This is a genomic window from Streptomyces sp. APSN-46.1, from assembly GCF_022815725.1.
GTDB lineage: Bacteria > Actinomycetota > Actinomycetes > Streptomycetales > Streptomycetaceae > Streptomyces.
Genome location: NZ_JALGRF010000011.1, coordinates 160,564 through 178,174 on the forward strand (window position 1 = coordinate 160,564; position 17,611 = coordinate 178,174).

13 protein-coding genes are annotated in these 17,611 nt (G+C 73.5%); 3 read left to right on the top strand and 10 right to left on the bottom strand.

The window, feature by feature from the left end:
• Positions 1 to 61: 61 nt before the first annotated feature.
• From MTF65_RS24820 to MTF65_RS24840, 5 genes are all read right to left on the bottom strand, one after another.
• Entirely contained in the window at positions 62 to 2,191 is a 2,130-nt protein-coding gene (locus MTF65_RS24820; RefSeq protein ID WP_243631152.1) for a 3-hydroxyacyl-CoA dehydrogenase NAD-binding domain-containing protein, read from the bottom strand.
• Complete coding sequence (locus MTF65_RS24825; protein WP_243631153.1) at positions 2,188 to 3,414, bottom strand: acetyl-CoA C-acyltransferase; 1,227 nt, start codon at positions 3,412 to 3,414, stop codon at positions 2,188 to 2,190. The genes MTF65_RS24820 and MTF65_RS24825 overlap by 4 nt, the downstream gene beginning before the upstream one ends.
• Before the next feature lie 219 nt (positions 3,415 to 3,633).
• The gene (locus MTF65_RS24830; RefSeq protein WP_243631154.1) at positions 3,634 to 4,926 is read right to left on the bottom strand and encodes a ribonuclease D; all 1,293 of its coding nucleotides are present in this window, start codon (positions 4,924 to 4,926) and stop codon (positions 3,634 to 3,636) included.
• Positions 4,927 to 5,058: 132 nt separating this feature from the next.
• The gene (locus MTF65_RS24835; RefSeq protein WP_243631155.1) at positions 5,059 to 5,721 is read right to left on the bottom strand and encodes a response regulator transcription factor; all 663 of its coding nucleotides are present in this window, start codon (positions 5,719 to 5,721) and stop codon (positions 5,059 to 5,061) included.
• Between the two features lie 407 nt (positions 5,722 to 6,128).
• On the bottom strand, positions 6,129 to 6,785 hold the full coding sequence (locus tag MTF65_RS24840; RefSeq protein ID WP_243631156.1) for a DUF3000 domain-containing protein: 657 nt from the start codon (positions 6,783 to 6,785) through the stop codon (positions 6,129 to 6,131).
• 91 nt (positions 6,786 to 6,876) lie between these two features.
• Between MTF65_RS24840 and hemE the strand changes: the two genes are divergently transcribed.
• A complete protein-coding gene (hemE, locus tag MTF65_RS24845; protein WP_243631157.1) occupies positions 6,877 to 7,941 on the top strand; it encodes a uroporphyrinogen decarboxylase in 1,065 nt (354 codons plus the stop codon).
• A gap of 128 nt (positions 7,942 to 8,069) precedes the next feature.
• Here the strand turns inward: hemE and MTF65_RS24850 are convergent, their stop codons facing one another.
• Both MTF65_RS24850 and MTF65_RS24855 read right to left on the bottom strand, forming a co-directional pair.
• Entirely contained in the window at positions 8,070 to 9,452 is a 1,383-nt protein-coding gene (locus MTF65_RS24850; RefSeq protein WP_243631158.1) for an FAD-dependent oxidoreductase, read from the bottom strand.
• 74 nt (positions 9,453 to 9,526) lie between these two features.
• Positions 9,527 to 10,489 (bottom strand): DUF4349 domain-containing protein, encoded by a 963-nt coding sequence (locus tag MTF65_RS24855; RefSeq protein ID WP_243631159.1) that lies wholly within the window; start codon positions 10,487 to 10,489, stop codon positions 9,527 to 9,529.
• A 279-nt stretch (positions 10,490 to 10,768) separates the two neighbouring features.
• On the opposite strand from MTF65_RS24855, the gene hemG reads away from it, so the two are divergent.
• Entirely contained in the window at positions 10,769 to 12,217 is a 1,449-nt protein-coding gene (hemG, locus tag MTF65_RS24860) for a protoporphyrinogen oxidase (protein WP_243631160.1), read from the top strand.
• Positions 12,218 to 12,240: 23 nt separating this feature from the next.
• The gene (gene hemQ / locus MTF65_RS24865; RefSeq protein ID WP_243631161.1) at positions 12,241 to 12,954 is read left to right on the top strand and encodes a hydrogen peroxide-dependent heme synthase; all 714 of its coding nucleotides are present in this window, start codon (positions 12,241 to 12,243) and stop codon (positions 12,952 to 12,954) included.
• Between the two features lie 113 nt (positions 12,955 to 13,067).
• Here hemQ and MTF65_RS24870 read toward each other — a convergent pair whose 3' ends face one another.
• The 3 genes from MTF65_RS24870 to MTF65_RS24880 all read right to left on the bottom strand — a co-directional run bounded on the left by MTF65_RS24870 (position 13,068) and on the right by MTF65_RS24880 (position 17,520).
• On the bottom strand, positions 13,068 to 14,942 hold the full coding sequence (locus tag MTF65_RS24870; RefSeq protein ID WP_243631162.1) for an alpha/beta hydrolase: 1,875 nt from the start codon (positions 14,940 to 14,942) through the stop codon (positions 13,068 to 13,070).
• Positions 14,943 to 15,061: 119 nt separating this feature from the next.
• Positions 15,062 to 16,075, bottom strand: a complete 1,014-nt coding sequence (locus tag MTF65_RS24875; RefSeq protein ID WP_243631163.1) for a TIGR04222 domain-containing membrane protein — start codon at positions 16,073 to 16,075, stop codon at positions 15,062 to 15,064.
• Positions 16,072 to 17,520 (bottom strand): DUF692 family multinuclear iron-containing protein, encoded by a 1,449-nt coding sequence (locus MTF65_RS24880; protein ID WP_243631164.1) that lies wholly within the window; start codon positions 17,518 to 17,520, stop codon positions 16,072 to 16,074. Before MTF65_RS24880 ends, MTF65_RS24875 begins: the two co-directional genes overlap by 4 nt.
• Between the last annotated feature and the right edge of the window lie 91 nt (positions 17,521 to 17,611).

Here is a 17,611-nt window from a genome sequence, read left to right on the forward strand (position 1 = left end):
GCCGAAGCCCGCCCCCGGAAAGGGGGCGGGCTTCGGTCTCAGCGCCTGTCCGCGGGGCGGGTTACGCCGGGACGCTCGCCACGCCCGGGGCGAGGAACTTCTTGCCGTTCACGCGCTCCGAGATGCCTTCGCGGTCCAGGTACGGCGTGATGCCGCCCAGGTGGAAGGGCCAGCCGGCGCCCGTGATGAGGCAGAGGTCGATGTCCTGGGCCTCGGCCACGACACCCTCCTCCAGCATCAGGCCGATCTCCTGTGCCACCGCGTCCAGGACGCGGTCGCGGACCTGCTGCTCCGTCAGGACGACATCGCCCTGCACCAGGAGGGCGGCGACCTCGGGGTCCAGCTCCGGCTTGCCGGAATCGTAGACGTAGAAGCCGCGCTTGCCCGCCTTGACGACGGCGGCCAGGTTCGGGGAGACCGTGAAACGCTCCGGGAAGGCGCGGTTCAGGGTCTCGGAGACGTGCAGACCGATCGCCGGGCCGACGAGCTCCAGCAGCACCAGCGGGGACATCGGCAGGCCGAGCGGCTCGATGGCCTTCTCCGCCGTGACCACCGGGGTGCCCTCGTCGATGACGTTCTGGATCTCACCCATGAAGCGGGTCAGGATGCGGTTCACGACGAACGCCGGGGCGTCCTTGGTGAGGACCGCGGTCTTCTTCAGCTTCCTGGCGACACCGAACGCCGTGGCCAGCGAGGCCTCGTCGGTCTGCTCGCCGCGGACGATCTCCAGCAGCGGGAGGATCGCGACCGGGTTGAAGAAGTGGAAGCCGACCACGCGCTCCGGGTGCTGGAGCTTGGAGGCCATCTCCGACACCGACAGCGAGGAGGTGTTGGTGGCGAGGATCGCGTGCGCCGGGGCGACCGCCTCGACCTCCGCGAACACCGTCTGCTTGACGGACATCTCCTCGAACACGGCCTCGATGATGAAGTCCGCGTCCGCGAAGCCCTCGGCCTTGTCGAGCACACCGGTCACCAGGGCGGTCAGGCGGTTGGCCTTGTCCTGGTTGATGCGGCCCTTGCCGAGCAGCTTCTGGATCTCGGCGTGGACGTAGCCCACACCCTTGTCCACGCGCTCCTGGTCGATGTCGGTGAGGACCACCGGCACCTCCAGGCGGCGCAGGAACAGCAGCGCCAGCTGCGAGGCCATCAGGCCCGCGCCGACGACGCCGACCTTGGTGACCGGACGGGCCAGGGACTTGTCCGGGGCGCCGGCCGGGCGCTTGGCGCGCTTCTGGACCAGGTTGAAGGCGTAGATGCCGGAGCGCAGTTCGCCGCCCATGATGAGGTCGGCGAGCGCGGTGTCCTCGGCGTCGAAGCCGGCCTGGACGTCGCCGTCCTTGGCCGCGGCGATGATGTCCAGCGCGCGGTAGGCGGCCGGAGCGGCGCCGTGCACCTTGGAGTCCGCGATGGAGCGGCCCTTGGCGACGGCCGCGTCCCAGGCCTCGCCGCGGTCGACCTCGGCGCGTACGACCTCGGTCTCGCCCCCCAGGACCTTGGCGGTCCACAGGAGGGACTGCTCCAGGAAGTCGGCGCCCTCGAAGATCGCGTCGGCGATGCCGAGCTCGAAGACCTGCTTGCCCTTGAGCTGCCGGTTCTGGTTCAGCGAGTTCTCGATGATCACCGAGACCGCGCGCTCCGCGCCGATCAGGTTCGGCAGCAGGGCGCAGCCGCCCCAGCCGGGAACCAGGCCGAGGAAGACCTCGGGCAGCGAGAAGGCCGGGATGGCCTTCGAGACGGTGCGGTAGGTGCAGTGCAGACCGACCTCGACACCGCCGCCCATCGCCGCGCCGTTGTAGTAGGCGAAGGTGGGGACGGCCAGGGCCGACAGACGCTTGAAGACGTCGTGGCCGCCCTTGCCGATGGCGAGCGCCTCGTCGTGCTTCTTGAGCAGCTCGACACCCTTGAGGTCGGCGCCGACCGCGAAGATGAACGGCTTTCCGGTGATGCCCGCGCCGACGATGGAGCCGGCGATGGCCTCCTGCTCGACCTGGTCGATCGCCGCGTTCAGGTTGGCGAGGGACTGCGGGCCGAAGGTGGTCGGCTTGGTGTGGTCGAAGCCGTTGTCCAGCGTGATGAGCGCGAAGCGCCCCGCGCCGAACGGCAGGTCCAGGTGGCGGACGTGCGCGGACGTGACGACCTCGTCCGGGAACAGCTCGGCCGCGCCCTTCAGGAGCTCAGCGGTGGTGCTCACTTGGAGTCTCCCTCGGCGTTGAAGTTCGGGTTCTCCCAGATGACCGTGGCGCCCATGCCGAAGCCGACGCACATGGTGGTCAGGCCGTAGCGGACGTGCGGCTGCTCCTCGAACTGGCGGGCCAGCTGCATCATCAGACGGACGCCGGAGGAGGCGAGCGGGTGACCGTAGGCGATGGCGCCGCCGTACTGGTTCACGCGGGCGTCGTCGTCGGCGATGCCGTAGTGCTCCAGGAACGCGAGGACCTGGATGGCGAAGGCCTCGTTGATCTCGAAGAGGCCGATGTCCTCGATCGAGAGACCGGCCTGGGCGAGGGCCTTCTCGGTGGCCGGGATCGGGCCGTAGCCCATGACCTCCGGCTCGACACCCGCGAAGGAGTACGAGACGAGGCGCATCTTGACCGGGAGGTTGTTCTCGCGGGCGAAGTCCTCGGACGCGATGATCGCGGCGGTGGCACCGTCGTTGAGACCGGCGGCGTTGCCCGCGGTGACCCGGCCGTGGGTACGGAACGGGGTCTTCAGGTTCGCCAGGTTCTCCAGCGTGGTGCCCGGGCGCATCGGCTCGTCGGAGGTGACCAGGCCCCAGCCCGTCTCGCCGACCGCCTCGTTGGTGTTGCGCACCGAGATCGGGACCAGGTCCTGCTGGATCTTGCCGTCGGCGTACGCCTTGGCGGCCTTCTCCTGCGAGCGCACGGCGTACTCGTCGGCGCGGAGCTTGGTGATCGTCGGGTACCGGTCGTGCAGGTTCTCGGCGGTCATGCCCATGAACAGGGCGGACTCGTCGACCAGCTTCTCGGAGACGAAGCGCGGGTTCGGGTCGACGCCCTCGCCCATGGGGTGGCGGCCCATGTGCTCGACACCGCCGGCGAGGGCGACGTCGTACGCACCGAAGGCCACGCCGCCCGCGACGGCGGTCACGGCGGTCAGCGCGCCGGCGCACATGCGGTCGATCGAGTAGCCCGGGACGGACTGCGGGAGGCCCGCGAGGATGCCGGCCGTACGGCCCAGCGTGAGGCCCTGGTCACCGATCTGCGTGGTCGCGGCGATGGCGACCTCGTCGATCTTCTTGGGGTCCAGGTCCGGGTTGCGGCGCAGCAGCTCCCGGATCGCCTTCACGACGAGGTCGTCGGCGCGGGTCTCGTGGTAGATGCCCTTCGGGCCCGCCTTGCCGAACGGGGTGCGGACGCCGTCGACGAAGACGACGTCCCTGACGGTACGAGGCACGTTGGCTCTCCTCCAGGTGCGGGTGTGCACTGCTGCGCGGGGGCGCGTTCGGCAGAGTTGCTGAGCGCCCGCTCACCCGACCCATGCTACTTGCGGGTAACCAATGTGCACACCCCCTCCCCGAGGAGCGGCGAACGTCACATCCCGGCGCCTGTGACAGCGGCGACGAGAAGAGCCCCCGGCCGGTGGCCGGGGGCTCTCTCTGGTCGTGCCGTGCGCTCAGGCGGTCACGGCCAGGGCCTCGACCAGCGCCGGGGTCACCTGCTCGATCTGCCAGGGGCGGGCGCCGTAGCCCGCCAGGGTCTCCGCCACCGCGTCCGCGTCGAGCCGCAGCGGCGGCTCCCAGCACAGGCGGCGGACGGTGTCCGGGGTGATCAGGTTCTCCTGGGGCAGGTTCAGCCCCTCCGCCAGGGCGGAGACGGCCGTGCGCGCCGCCGCCAGCCGGGCCGCGGCCACCGGGTCCTTGTCCGCCCAGGAGCGCGGCGGCGGCGGACCCGCCGGGGTCGCCCCCGGCTGCGGAAGCTCGTTCTCGGGCAGGGCCTTCGCCCGCTCCACGGCGGCCATCCACTGCTCCAGCTGGCGCCGCCCCATCCGCTGCCCGTAACCGGGCAGGGCCGACAGCGCCTGCGCGTTCAACGGCATGGCCAGGGCCGCCTCGACGATCGCCGCGTCACCCAGCACCTTGCCCGGTGACACGTCGCGCCGCTGGGCGATCCGGTCCCGGGACTCCCACAGCTCCCGGACCACGGCCATCTGCCGGCGCCGGCGCACCTTGTGCATCCCGGACGTACGGCGCCACGGGTCCTTGCGCGGCGGGGCCGGCGGGGCGGCGGCGATGGCGTCGAACTCCTGGCGGGCCCATTCCAGCTTGCCCTGCCGGTCCAGCTCCTTCTCCAGCGCGTCCCGCAGGTCCACGAGCAGCTCGACGTCCAGGGCGGCGTAGCGCAGCCACGGCTCGGGGAGCGGCCGGGTGGACCAGTCGACGGCCGAGTGGCCCTTCTCCAGCACGTACCCGAGCACGCCCTCGACCATCGCGCCGAGACCCACGCGCGGGAATCCCGCCAGGCGGCCGGCGAGCTCGGTGTCGAACAGGGAGGTGGGCGCCATGCCTATGTCGCGCAGGCACGGCAGGTCCTGGGTGGCGGCGTGCAGGATCCACTCGGTGCCGGACAGGGCGTCGCCCAGCGTGGAGAGGTCGGGACAGCCCACCGGGTCGATGAGCGCGGATCCCGCCCCCTCGCGGCGCAGCTGCACCAGGTAGGCGCGCTGGCCGTAGCGGTATCCGGAGGCGCGTTCGGCGTCGACGGCGACGGGGCCGGTGCCCGCGGCGAAGGCCGCGACCACCCGGGCGAGCGCGTCGGCGTCGGCGACCACGGGGGGAATCCCCTCGCGCGGTTCGAGCAGGGGGACGGGCAGGGGGATGGGCAGCCCATCGGACGAAACCATGTCGTCCGGGGGGCCGCCCCCGGTGGTGGTGCGCAGGTCTGCTGCGGTCTCTTGGGCGTCGGTCACCGGTCCAGGGTATCCGTGCATACGAGGCGCCCGTCGCCGGAACGTTCCGGCGACGGGCGCGAGGTGGACGTACGGACGTTCCCCCGGGTTCCCCGGCCGTTGGCCGGGGCCCCGGGGAAAGGCCTCAAGGCCTCAGTGGATGATCCCGGTCCGCAGTGCGACGGCGACCATTCCGGCGCGGTCGCCGGTGCCCAGCTTGCGGGCGATCCGGGCGAGGTGGGACTTGACGGTCAGGGCGGACAGGCCCATCGAGACGCCGATGGCCTTGTTGGACTGGCCCTCCGCGACGAGGCGCAGGACCTCGACCTCGCGGCCGGAGAGCTCGCGGTAGCCGCCCGGGTGGCTCGGGGCACCCGGGGGGCGGCGGTGCATACGGGCGGCGGCGGCGCCGATGGGGGCGGCGCCGGGCCGGTTGGGAAGCCCGATGTTGGTCCGCGTGCCGGTGACGACGTAGCCCTTCACTCCGCCCGCGAGGGCGTTGCGTACGGCGCCGATGTCGTCGGCGGCGGACAGGGCCAGGCCGTTCGGCCAGCCCGCGGCGCGGGTCTCGGAGAGCAGGGTGAGACCGGAACCGTCGGGCAGGTGGACGTCGGCCACGCAGATGTCGCGCGGGCTTCCGACGCGGGGGCGGGCCTCCGCGATGGACGACGCCTCGATGACGTCACGTACTCCGAGGGCCCACAGATGGCGGGTCACGGTGGAGCGGACGCGCGGGTCGGCTACGACGACCATGGCCGTCGGCTTGTTCGGGCGGTAGGCGACCAGGCTTGCGGGCTGCTCGAGAAGAACGGACACCTAGGCCTCCTGGGGGAGTGGCGGGACGGCCGGCTCGGGGAAGGAAGCCGGTGCGAACCGTGCGGATGGTCACTGACTCCTTCGGCACGTCACCCGCCCGGCTTTAGGGAATGATCACGATTTGGTGAGTAACAATTCGGGCAATTCGGACGCACGATCGATCATCGGGTGATCAGAAGCCCACAACGGGCGTTCCGTTCCGGTACCCCGTTGCGGGCTCGATCGGTGTTGCGGGTTCGATCGGTCGCACCGGTCGCACCGCGTCCCGGGGCCCCGTGCCCGCGTGCCCGGCGCCCGCGTGCCCGGCGCCCGCGTGTCCGTCCGGACGCGCGTCCGGACCGCGGACCTCATCGGCCGCGCGGGGCACGCCGTACGGCTCAGGGCTTACGGCGCCTGCGGCTCCGCGGCTACGGGTGGTGCGGACCGCGCCGCTGCGGCAGGGAGACCACGCCCGTGCCGGCGTCCGTCGGCCCGGCCGGCGGCAGCCCCGCGATCTGGCACAGCAGCTCGCACCACGCGGACAGGTGCGCCGAGGTGTCCGGGACCCCGCCCACCCCCTCGCGCGGCGTCCACGAGGCTCTGATCTCGATCTGGGTGGCCGGCCGCCGCTCCGCGAGACCGCCGAAGTAGTGCGAGCTCGCCATGGTCACGGTCCCGCTCGCCTCCCCGTACGTCAGCCCGCGCGCGTCCAGCGCCCCCGTCAGCCAGGACCAGCACACCTCGGGGAGCAGCGGATCCGCGGCCATCTCCGGCTCCAGCTCCGCCCGTACGAGCGTCACCAGCCGGAACGTCCCGTGCCAGGCGTCGTGCCCGTCCGGGTCGTGGAGCAGGATCAGCCGGCCGTCGGCCAGATCGTCCTCGCCGTCCACGACGGCCGCCTCCAGCGCGTACGCGTGCGGCGCGAGTCTCTGGGGCGGCTTGGTGGGGTCGATCTCGATGCCCGGCCGCAGCCGCGCCTTCTTCAAGCCGTCGACCGCCCGCCGGAACGGGAGCGGGACGGAGCTCTCCTTCGCGCTGTCCATACCGTCAGCGCCATCTGAAAATCGTCCCTGAGCCGCAGCCATGCGGGGAAGACTAGGCGGAATGAGCGCCCCCACGGCGCAGGGACACCCGCGCCGGGTCGGGCACTTCTTCATACGTGCGAAGATTTGGGTCGTGAGCGCCAACGATCGCCCCACGGGCCAGCCGAGTCAGACGTACGATTCCGCCTTCCTGAAGGCGTGCCGGCGGGAACCGGTGCCGCACACCCCCGTGTGGTTCATGCGACAGGCCGGGCGCTCCCTCCCCGAGTACCGCAAGCTGCGTGAGGGCACGCAGATGCTGGAATCCTGCATGCGCCCCGACCTGGTCACGGAGATCACGCTCCAGCCGGTCCGCCGCCACAAGGTGGACGCGGCGATCTTCTTCTCCGACATCGTGGTCCCGCTCAAGGCCATCGGCATCGACCTGGACATCAAGCCGGGCATCGGCCCGGTCGTCGCCCAGCCGATCCGCCGCCGCGAGGACCTCGCACAGCTGCGCGACCTCACCCCTGAGGACGTCTCGTACGTCACCGAGGCGATCGGCATGCTCACGGGTGAACTGGGCAGCACGCCGTTGATCGGTTTCGCCGGCGCGCCTTTCACTCTCGCGAGCTACCTGGTCGAGGGCGGTCCGTCCCGCAACCACGAGCACACCAAGGCCCTGATGTACGGGGACCCGGAGCTGTGGGCGGACCTGCTGGACCGCCTCGCGGAGATCACCTCCGCCTTCCTGAAGGTGCAGATCGAGGCGGGCGTCTCGGCGGTCCAGCTCTTCGACTCCTGGGTCGGCGCGCTGGCCCCGGCGGACTACCGTCGCTCGGTGATGCCCGCGTCGGCGAAGGTCTTCGAGTCCGTCGCCTCGTACGGCGTCCCGCGCATCCACTTCGGCGTGGGAACGGGCGAGCTGCTGGGCCTGATGGGTGAGGCCGGCGCGGACGTCATGGGCGTCGACTGGCGGGTCCCGATGGACGAGGCCGTCCGCCGTGTGGGCCCCGGCAAGGCGCTCCAGGGCAACCTGGACCCCGCCGTGCTGTTCTCCACCCCGGAGGCGGTCGAGACGAAGACGGACGAGGTCCTCGCCGCCGCCGCCGGCCTGGAGGGCCACATCTTCAACCTGGGCCACGGCGTCCTCCCGACCACGGACCCGGACGCCTTGACCCGCCTGGTGGACTACGTCCACACCAAGACCGCGCGCTGAGGCCGGTTCCCGGGGGCGCTGCCCCCGGACCCCCGCGCCTCAAACGCCGGCGAGGCTGAAAGATCCAGCCTCGCCGGCGTTTGAGGCGCGGGTCCGGGCGGAGCCCGGGAGGCCGGCCCGCAGGGCCCCTAGACCCCCGCAGCCCGCACGGCGGACACGGCCTTGCGGGCGGCGACCAGGATCGGGTCCCACACGGGAGAGAACGGCGGGGCGTAGCCCAAGTCGAGGGACACGACCTGTTCCACCGTCATACCCGCCGTCAAGGCGACGGCGGCGATGTCCACCCGCTTCGCGGCCCCCGCGCCGCCGACGATCTGGACGCCCAGCAGACGCCCCGTACGGCGTTCCGCCAGCATCTTCACCGTCATCTCCGCCGCGCCCGGGTAGTAGCCCGCCGTATTGGTGGAGGTGATGGTGGCCGTCACGAAGCGCAGGCCCGCCGCCAGCGCGTCCCGCTCGCGCAGGCCCGTACGGGCGATCTCCAGATCGCAGACCTTGCTCACCGCCGTCCCGACGACGCCCGGGAACGTCGCGTAGCCGCCGCCCACGCCCGTGCCGATCACCTGGCCGTGCTTGTTGGCGTGCGTGCCCAGCGGGATGTGCCGGGTGTGGCCGGAGATCAGGTCCAGGACCTCCACGCAGTCGCCGCCCGACCAGACGTTCTCGTGCCCCCGGACCCGCATCGAGAGGTCGGTGAGCAGGCCGCCCGACGCGCCGAGCGGGAGGCCCGCCGCGCGGGCGAGGGCGGTGCGGGGTTCCACGCCGATGCCGAGCACGACCACGTCCGCCGGGTACTCGTCACCGGCCGCCGTGGCCACCGCGCGGGCGCGGCCCTCGTCGTCCGTCAGGATCTTCGACACCTCGGCGCCGGAGACGGTGCGGATGCCCATGCGGTTCATCGCGCCGTGCACGAGGGCGCCCATGTCCGGATCCAGGGTGGCCATCGGCTGCGCGCCCCGGTGCAGCACGGTGACCTCGTAGCCCCGTGCGACCAGCGCCTCCGCCATCTCCACGCCGATGTACCCCGCGCCGACCACGACCGCGCGGCGGATCTCCGTACGCTCCAGGGTGGTGAGCAGGTGCTGGCCGTCGTCCAGGGTCTGGACGCCGTGGACCCCGTACGCGCCGATGCCCGGGAGGCGCGGCCGGACCGGGCGGGCGCCCGTGGCGAGGACGAGCTTGTCGTAACCCGTCCACGATTCGGATCCGGTGTCCAGATCCCGGGCCCGGACGCGCCCGCCGGCGAGGTCCAGCTCCACGACCTCCGTGCGGGTGCGCAGGTCGATGTCCCGGGCGCGGTGCTCCTCCGGGGTGCGGGCGATCAGGGCGTCCCGCTCGGCCACCCGCCCGCCGATCCAGTACGGGATCCCGCACGCGGAGTACGAGGTGAAGTGCCCCCGCTCGAACGCGACGATCTCCAGTTCGGCCGGGCCCTTCATCCGCCGGGCCTGTGACGCGGCGGACATCCCCGCCGCGTCACCGCCGACCACCACCAGTCGTTCCGCCGCCATCGTCAGCCCCGTCCGTCCCGCACCGCTGCCTTCGCTTGGGGAACACGCTACGGGGCACCGGCCGTTGGGGGTGCTCAGCCCTCCGAGTCCGCCGGTGATTCGGCCGCCGGGGATTCGGCCGACGCCGATGCGGCCGACGCCGATGCGGCCGGCGTGGCCCCGGGCGCTGGCCGCGCCGCCGGGAAGCCCGGGATCCGCTTCGGGGCCAGGCCCGTCTTCGGCTTCGCCGGTCGCAGCCGCCGGTACACCCGGAAGCCCAGCGCCACCAGCAGGCCCGTCACCGCGAACGGCAGCACCGCGCCCACCGCCAGCGTCAGGAACCGCACGAGGGTCGTGAACACGTCCCAGCCGCCCCCCAGGGCGTCCATGAACGCCGGAGTCTTCTCCTCCTTCTTCTTCTCCGGCGCCGCCGCCTTCGCGGGCTCCGAGACCTCCATCGTGATCGTGCCCATGGAGGTCTGGTCCTTCAGCGCCGTCTGCTGTGCCAGCAGCGACTCCAGGTCCGACTGGCGCTTGCTCAGCTCGCTCTCCAGCATCACCACGTCGCTGAGCGCGGAGGCCTTGTCCATCATCTCCCGCACCCGGACCACGCTCGCCTGCTGCGACTTGACCCGGCTGTCGATGTCCGCGACCTTCTGGGTCACGTCCTGCGCCTCGACCTTGCGGTGCAGCAGCTTCCCGCTGCCCTCCATGGCGCCGAGCACCGCGTCGAAGCGGTCGCCGGGCACCCGCAGGGTCACCGTCGAGGTCATGCGGCCGTCCTCGCCGCGTTTGGTCGACTCGTTCCCGACGTAACCGCCCGCGCCCTCGGCCGCCGTCCGGGCCGCGACGAGCGCCTTCTGCGCGTCTGCCGTCTCGATGGCCAGGTTCGCCGTACGGATGACATGCGGCCGGACCGCGGCCGACTGCTGTCCCTCCTTGGGGGCCGCGGGGGCCGCCGCCCCGGTACCGGGCTTGCCCGGGGCGGGAGCGGCCGCGCCCTCCTGCGGCTTGGCCGCCGCCTCGCCCACCGCCGCCTTGTCCGAGGAGCCGCTCATGCCGTCCGCCCCGCAACCGGTGAGCACGAGCGCCCCCGTCAGGGAGAGGGCGGCCAGGGCCGCCGCCGAACGGTGTCCGGCCGAACGGTGCCTGGACGAACGATTTCTGGCCGAACGAGTTTTGTGCGTGCTCTGATGCATGGCTGAAACCCCCGAGGATCGGCTGATGTCGCCGGTGTGACGTTCAGGGTCCTGCCGCGGGTTTCGCTTCCGCGGTCCCGAGCCGATCCCGATGCGGTCACGGTCCGGCGTCGGTGATCGGTCTGAGACGATGTGTCCATGGACGAAGCGGACACACGTACGGACCAGCCGGGTCGCGCCGGCCACGTCGTCGTGATCGGCGGCGGTATCGCCGGCCTCGCGGCGGCCCACCGGCTGCTCGCGGGCGGCGCCCAGGTCACGCTCCTGGAGGCCGGACCCCGGCTCGGCGGCAAGCTGCGCGGCGGCGAGCTCGCCGGCGCCCCCGTCGACCTCGGCGCCGAATCCATCCTCGCCCGCCGCCCCGAAGCCGTGGCCCTCGCCCGCGCGGTGGGCCTCGGCGAGGCCCTCCAGCCGCCCGCCACCGCGACGGCCCACCTGTGGACCCGGGGCGCGCTGCGGCCCATGCCGCGCGGCCATGTCATGGGCGTCCCCGGCGACTTGGGCCCGCTCGCCGCCTCCGGGGTGCTCTCCGCCGAGGGCTTGGCCCGGATCGAGGCCGAACACGCGCTGCCGCCCGCCGAGATCGGCGAGGACATCGCCGTCGGCGAGTACGTCGCCGCCCGGCTCGGCCGCGAGGTCGTCGACCGGCTCGTCGAACCGCTGCTCGGCGGGGTCTACGCCGGCAACGCCTACCGCATCTCGATGCGCGCCGCCGTGCCGAACCTCTTCGAGGCCGCCCGTACGCACGCGCTGCTCGGCGAGGGCGTACGGGAACTCCAGCGCCGCGCGGCCCAGCAGCCCCAGGCGGCCGGTCCCGTCTTCGCCGGCATCGAGGGCGGCATCGGACGCCTCCCGGTCGCCGTCGCCGAGGCCTGCCGCGCGGCCGGGGCTCGGATCCTCACCGAAACCCCCGTGCGCGAGGTCCTGCGTACCGGCGAGGGCTGGCGGGTCGTCGCCGGCGCCGAGGTCATCGACGCCGACGGCGTGGTCCTGGCCACCCCGGCCGGGCCCGCCGCCCGGCTGCTGGACGTGCTCGCGCCGACCGCGGCCGCCGAGCTGCGCGCGGTCGAGTACGCCTCGATGGCCCTGGTCACGATGGCCTTCCGGCGCTCCGAGCTGCCCGCCGCGATCGCCGAGGGCGGCGCCAGCGGGTTCCTCGTACCGCCCGTGGACGGCCGGACGATCAAGGCGTCCACCTTCTCCAGCAACAAGTGGTCCTGGGCCGGCGCCGACCCCGAGCTGTTCCTGCTGCGCACCTCGGTGGGCCGGCACGGCGACGAGAAGGACCTCGAACGGGAGGATGCCGAGCTGGTGGAGGTCTCCCTGCGCGACCTCGGCGCGGCCGTCGGCCTCGCGGCCCGGCCGGTCGCCTCCACGGTCACCCGCTGGGACGGCGGTCTGCCCCAGTACCCCGTCGGCCACCTGGGCCGCGTCGACCGGATCCGGGCCGCCGTCGCGGCGCTGCCCGGTCTCGCGGTGTGCGGCGCGCTCTACGACGGAGTGGGCATCCCGGCGTGCGTCGCGAGCGCCGGGAAGGCCGCCGACGTGGTGATGGCCACGTTGGGCACCCCTGGCACGGACCACTGATCAGCACACGGGACAATGGACACATGACTGCACCAGAGAAGATTCCCAACGCGGGGAAGAAGGCGAAGGACCTCAACGAGGTCATCCGCTACACCCTGTGGTCCGTCTTCAAGCTCAAGGACGTCCTCCCGGAAAACCGCGCCGGCTACGCCGACGAGGTCCAGGAGCTGTTCGACCAGCTGGCCGCCAAGGACATCACCGTCCGCGGCACCTATGACGTCTCCGGCCTGCGCGCCGACGCGGACATCATGATCTGGTGGCACGCCGAGACCTCGGACGAGCTGCAGACCGCGTACAACCTGTTCCGCCGCACCAAGCTGGGCCGCGCGCTGGAGCCGGTGTGGTCGAACATGGCCCTGCACCGCCCGGCCGAGTTCAACAAGTCGCACATCCCGGCCTTCCTGGCCGACGAGGTCGCCCGCGACTACGTCAGCGTGTACCCCTTCGTACGCTCGTACGACTGGTACCTGCTGCCCGACGAGGACCGCCGCCGCATGCTCGCCGACCACGGCAAGATGGCCCGCGGATACCCGGACGTGCGTGCCAACACCGTCGCCTCCTTCTCGCTGGGCGACTACGAGTGGATGCTGGCCTTCGAGGCCGACGAGCTGTACCGCATCGTCGACCTCATGCGTCACCTGCGTGCCTCCGAGGCCCGTATGCACGTCCGTGAAGAGGTGCCCTTCTACACCGGGCGCCGCAAGTCCGTCGCCGATCTGGTGGCCGGGCTCGCCTGAGACCTCCCCTGGGGGGAAGGGCCGGAGGACGACCACACCGTCAGGTGAGCGCCTCCGGTGGATCGGGAGGCCCTGCCCCCGAAACGACGCAGCCGGAGATCCCGCCCGGAAGTTCAGACGACTGGCGGCAGCGGCACCCCGCGGGTGCTTGCTGCCCGGTCGTCCAGCGACACCGGTGCGGGCTCCGGATGCGGCGCGCACGTGACACGCCACCCCGGGGTGGCTCCCGTCAGGAGGTACCGCTCCACGTGGCGGTCCACGCAGGCATTGCCTGCGCCGGTCACTCCGTGGCTGCCGGCTCCCACCTCCGTGACCAGAGCGGCCGCCCCGCCGAGCCGCCGTTGCAGCTCCAGCGCGCCCGGGTACGGGGTCGCGCCGTCCCGCTCCGCCGCGACGATCAGAGTCGGCGGGAGCCCCGCCGTCCGCGATCCCACGTCCACCGGGCGTTGCCGCTCCGGCACCGGCCAGTACGCGCACGGCAGGTTCAGAAAGGCGTTCGCCCAGGTCTCGAACGGTGCCCGGCGGGCCAGTTCGGTGTTGTCGCGGTCCCAGGTCTCCCAGTCGGCCGGCCAGGGGGCGTCGTTGCACAGCACCGCCGTGTAGACCGCCGTCGCGTTCTCCGCCTCGGCCGCCGCCGCCTCGGCCGCGGCCGGGTCCGGGGCGGGCCCGGCCAGGGCCGTCAGCGGGCCCGGATCACCCCTCAGGAACGCGCTGAGGGCCGCCGCGTGGTCCGGCCAGACGTCGTCGTAGTACGCGACGCGCAGGGCGGCCGCCTGGAGTTCGCCGGTGCCGACCACCCCACCCGCCGGAGTACGGGCCACCGCCGCCCGGACGCGCTCGTGGCTCGCCGCCACGGCCGCCGGGGTGGCGCCGAGCCGGTAGGCGTCGTGGTGCCGGGCCGCCCAGGCCCGGAAGTCGTACCAGCGGCGCTCGAAGCCCGGCGCCTGGTCGAGGTTGTCGTGGTACCAGACGCGGCGCGGGTCGGGGTTGACCGCCGAGTCGAAGACCATCCGGCGCACGTACCGCGGGTAGAGCGTGGCGTAGACCGCCCCGAGGTAGGTGCCGTACGAGCCGCCCACGAAGGTCAGCCGGGGCTCGCCGAGCGCGGCGCGCAGCACGTGCAGATCGCGGACGTTGTTGAGGGTGGTGTAGTACGGGAGGGCCGCGCCGGCCCGTCGCGCGCAGCCGCGGGCGTACGCCTGGGCGGCGGCGACGCGTTCCTTCTTGTAAGCGGGGGAGGGCTGCTCCGGCACCTGGGTGGGGGCCTTCGGGCGGGCCGCCGGGTCCTGGCAGGACAGCGGGGCGGAGCGGCCGACTCCGCGCGGGGCGTAGCCGACGAGGTCGTAGACGGCGGCGATGCGGTGCCAGTCGGGCCGGTCGGCGAGGAGGGGGAAGGCCATGCCGGACGCGCCCGGTCCGCCGGGGTTGTGGACGAGGGACCCCTGGCGGGCGGCCCCGCCGCGGCCGGTGGCGGTGACCCGGCTGACGGTGAGGGAGATCTGCGGGCCGTCGGGGCGGGCGTAGTCGAGCGGGACGCGGAGGGTGGCGCAGCGGACGGGCTCCGGCAGCTGCTCGGCGTCGGGACAGGGCCGGAAGTCGAGCCGGTGTCCTCCGGCGGTGTGACGCTGTCCTCCGGCGGTGTGATGGGCGGCGGCGGCCGCGGTCTCGGCGGCTCGGCGGGCGACGAGTTCGGCCCCGGCATCCTCGGCGGCCTCAGCTGCGCGGGCGGCGGTGGCCGGGGCGGGGGCGCCGGGGTTCGGGGTACCGGGGCCGGCGGTGCCGGGGCTGGCGGGGCCGGGGTTCGGGGTGCCAGGGCCGGCGGGGCCGGCGGGGCCGGGGTTCGGCGTGGCGAGGCTGCCGGGGCCGGTGGTGGTGGGGTTTGGGGGGACGGGGCTTGGGGTGGCGTGGGTGGTGGTCGCGGGGGCCAGGGCGAGGGTGAGGGCGACGGCCAGGGGGAGCGCGTGGCGTGCGAGTGGCGTCCTCCGCATGGCGACGACCCCTTCATCTCATCGGCTGGTCCGATGAGATTCCGGGGTCGCCGCGTCCCGGTAAAGGCGCACCGCCCGGTGTCGCCCCGAATGCCCCCCGTTGCCGTAGCGCGGCAGGGTCAGGAACTGCTGGAGCAGCTGGAGCCGGACGAGCTGGAGCAGCTCGAACTGCTGCTGGAGCAACTGGAACCGCCGCTGCTCGCACAGCTGCTGGAGGACGACCCGCAGCTGGATCCCGAGGAGGCACAGCCCGAGACGCCGGAGCCTCCGCCGCAGCCGCTCGACCCGCCCCCGGATCCGCCGTCGCCGCTCGCGCACCACACGACGGGCAGCACCTCGGCGCCGGACCAGGAGGAACGCGAGCCCGACTGGGCCGCCGCCAGCCGGGTGCTCCGGGCGGCCGGCACGAGCAGCGCCCGCAGATACGGGTCGCGCAGCCCCGCCAGACCGAGCAACGCCGTCTGGACGTGCGGTGTCCGGTCGTACAGGTAGGCGGACCGCATCGCGCGCAGCGCCGTCCGCCCCGCCGGGGTGAGGCGCCGCCCGGCCCGCGCGACGGCGGCGCAGCCCATGACGACCCCGCCGATCAGTACGGGGAACACCTTCACGATGAACGGCACCTGGGAGCCGGAATCCACCGCCAACCCGACGAAAGTCAGCACCAGCGAGAACGGCAACAGGACCCCGCACACCACCGCCTGGGTCACCCCCCAGCGCCGCCACCGGCGCCCGGCGCCCGGCGGAGAGATCAGCCCGCGCGCGGCCAGCGCGTCCCCGGTCTCCTGGATCGCGGGGTCGAGCATGGCCCCGTACCGCACCTGGTACAGCCACCCGGACGGTGCGTTCGCGTGCGCCTGGAGCACGGCGCGCTCGGCGAAGTCGCCGGCCCGCGCCCCCGGGCTCACCCGCACGATGCCCGGGCCGCCGACGACCAGCCGCCCGTCCCCGAGCATCGAGACGAGCGCGGCGTCGACGACGGCGCCCGGGCCGCCCGCCAGGAACGCGGCCTCGGACAGGTCGTGCAGCCGGGGCTCGGGGCCGCCCGGCGCGGGCCGGGACCGGTTCAGGCCGCGAAAGAGCAGCACGGTCGAGGTGATGACGGCGACCCAGATCGCCGTGGCGAGGAGGTTCACGCTGCTCTCCCTACGAGGGCCCGGGCCCAGCGGACGATCCGGCGGGGCGGGCGCGCCCCGGCCCGGTCCTGCCACCAGGTGGTGAGACGGCGCCGGGCGGCCGGGTCGGCCGGCAGGTCCCGGACCAGCAGGTGCTCGGCGAAGTCCAGCGCGTCCCGGCGGTACCCCGCGGCGGTCATGGGACGGCTTCGGGCGTACCCGAGGAACGCCTCGCGGTACGCCTTCTGGCCGCCCAGGATCCCGGGTAGCTCCGGCGCCACCTTGGCCACGACCCCGGCCCGCTTGGCGGCCAGCGCCCGCGCCTGCACCCGGACCCGCTGCCGGTCGAACCCTTCGGGCACCGGCGTCCCCGCCACCAGGGCCGACAGCAGCGCGGCCTGCCCCAACCCCACCCGCGCCCGCGCGGCCTCCACCAGCGGCCCGACAGTCCGCTCGTGCACAGGACCGGCAGCGCCGGATCCGGCGCTGGGCCCCGCCGAGCCCGCGGGTCCGGGGTTGGGCCCTGCCGAGCCCGCAGGTCCGGTGGTGGGTACCGGCGAGTGTGCGGGTCCGGTGGTGGGTCCCGGCGAGCCTGCGGGTCCGGGGGTGGGTCCCGGCGGGGCCGGGGGGCCGCTGCGGGGCCGGGACGGGCGCGCCACGCGGCGGATCGCGGCGAGTTCGGCCTCCAGCTCAGCTTCCGGCGGGAAGTCGTCGTCCCGCTCCAGCAGCACGCCCGGCGGGTCCACCCGCTCGCGCAGCTCCGCCAGTACGTCCAGCACCACCGCCGGCACCGGGTGCGCGTGCGTGTCGTGCCAGACGCCGTCCCGCTCGATCCCGCCCGCGACGTGGACGTACGCCAGCGCCTCCAGCGGAATCGCGTCCAGTACGGCGGACGGGTCCTCGCCCCGGTTCACCCGGTTCGTGTGCAGGTTCGCCACGTCGATCAGCAGCCGCACCCCCGTGCGCTCCACGAGCTCCGTCAGGAACTGCCCCTCCGTCAGTTCCTCCCCGGGCCACGAGATCAGCGCGGCGATGTTCTCCAGCGCCAGCGGCACCGGCAGCGCGTCCTGGGCGATCCGCACGTTCTCGCACAGCACGTCCAGCGCGTCCCGCGTCCGCGGCACCGGCAGCAGGTGCCCCGCCTCCAGGGCCGGCGCCGGCGAGGAGGTCCGTACGAACGCGATGTGCTCGGTGACCAGCGGCGCCCCCAGCGCCACCGCCCGCTCCGCGAGTGCGGTCAGCTTCCCCGGGTCGGGCCGGTGCGCGCCGCCGAGACCCAGGGAGACCCCGTGCGGTACGACACGGACGCCGCGTTCGCGCAGCCGCAGCAGCGACGCGGGCAGGTGGCCCGGGCAGATGTTCTCGGCCACCACCTCGACCCAGTCCAGCCCCGCGAGCCGCTCCACCGCGTCCGCGATCTCCGGCCGCCAGCCGATGCCCACCCCCAGGTGTGCCATGGGCTTCATGTCCCCTCGCCCCCTCTCGTCGGTCCATGTGCCGGTGTCATGACCCCGACCGGGGCAACCCAACCGCCGCAGGCGAACGTTCAGAGCAACA

Coding starts and splice junctions, on each gene's coding strand:
- MTF65_RS24840 (WP_243631156.1), bottom strand. CDS start 6,785: ATGGCTGCGGCTCAGGGACGATTTTCAGATGGCGCTGACGGTATGGAC.
- MTF65_RS24850 (WP_243631158.1), bottom strand. CDS start 9,452: ATGGCGGCGGAACGACTGGTGGTGGTCGGCGGTGACGCGGCGGGGATG.
- MTF65_RS24855 (WP_243631159.1), bottom strand. CDS start 10,489: ATGAGCGGCTCCTCGGACAAGGCGGCGGTGGGCGAGGCGGCGGCCAAG.
- hemG (WP_243631160.1), top strand. CDS start 10,769: ATGGACGAAGCGGACACACGTACGGACCAGCCGGGTCGCGCCGGCCAC.
- hemQ (WP_243631161.1), top strand. CDS start 12,241: ATGACTGCACCAGAGAAGATTCCCAACGCGGGGAAGAAGGCGAAGGAC.
- MTF65_RS24870 (WP_243631162.1), bottom strand. CDS start 14,942: ATGCGGAGGACGCCACTCGCACGCCACGCGCTCCCCCTGGCCGTCGCC.
- MTF65_RS24880 (WP_243631164.1), bottom strand. CDS start 17,520: ATGAAGCCCATGGCACACCTGGGGGTGGGCATCGGCTGGCGGCCGGAG.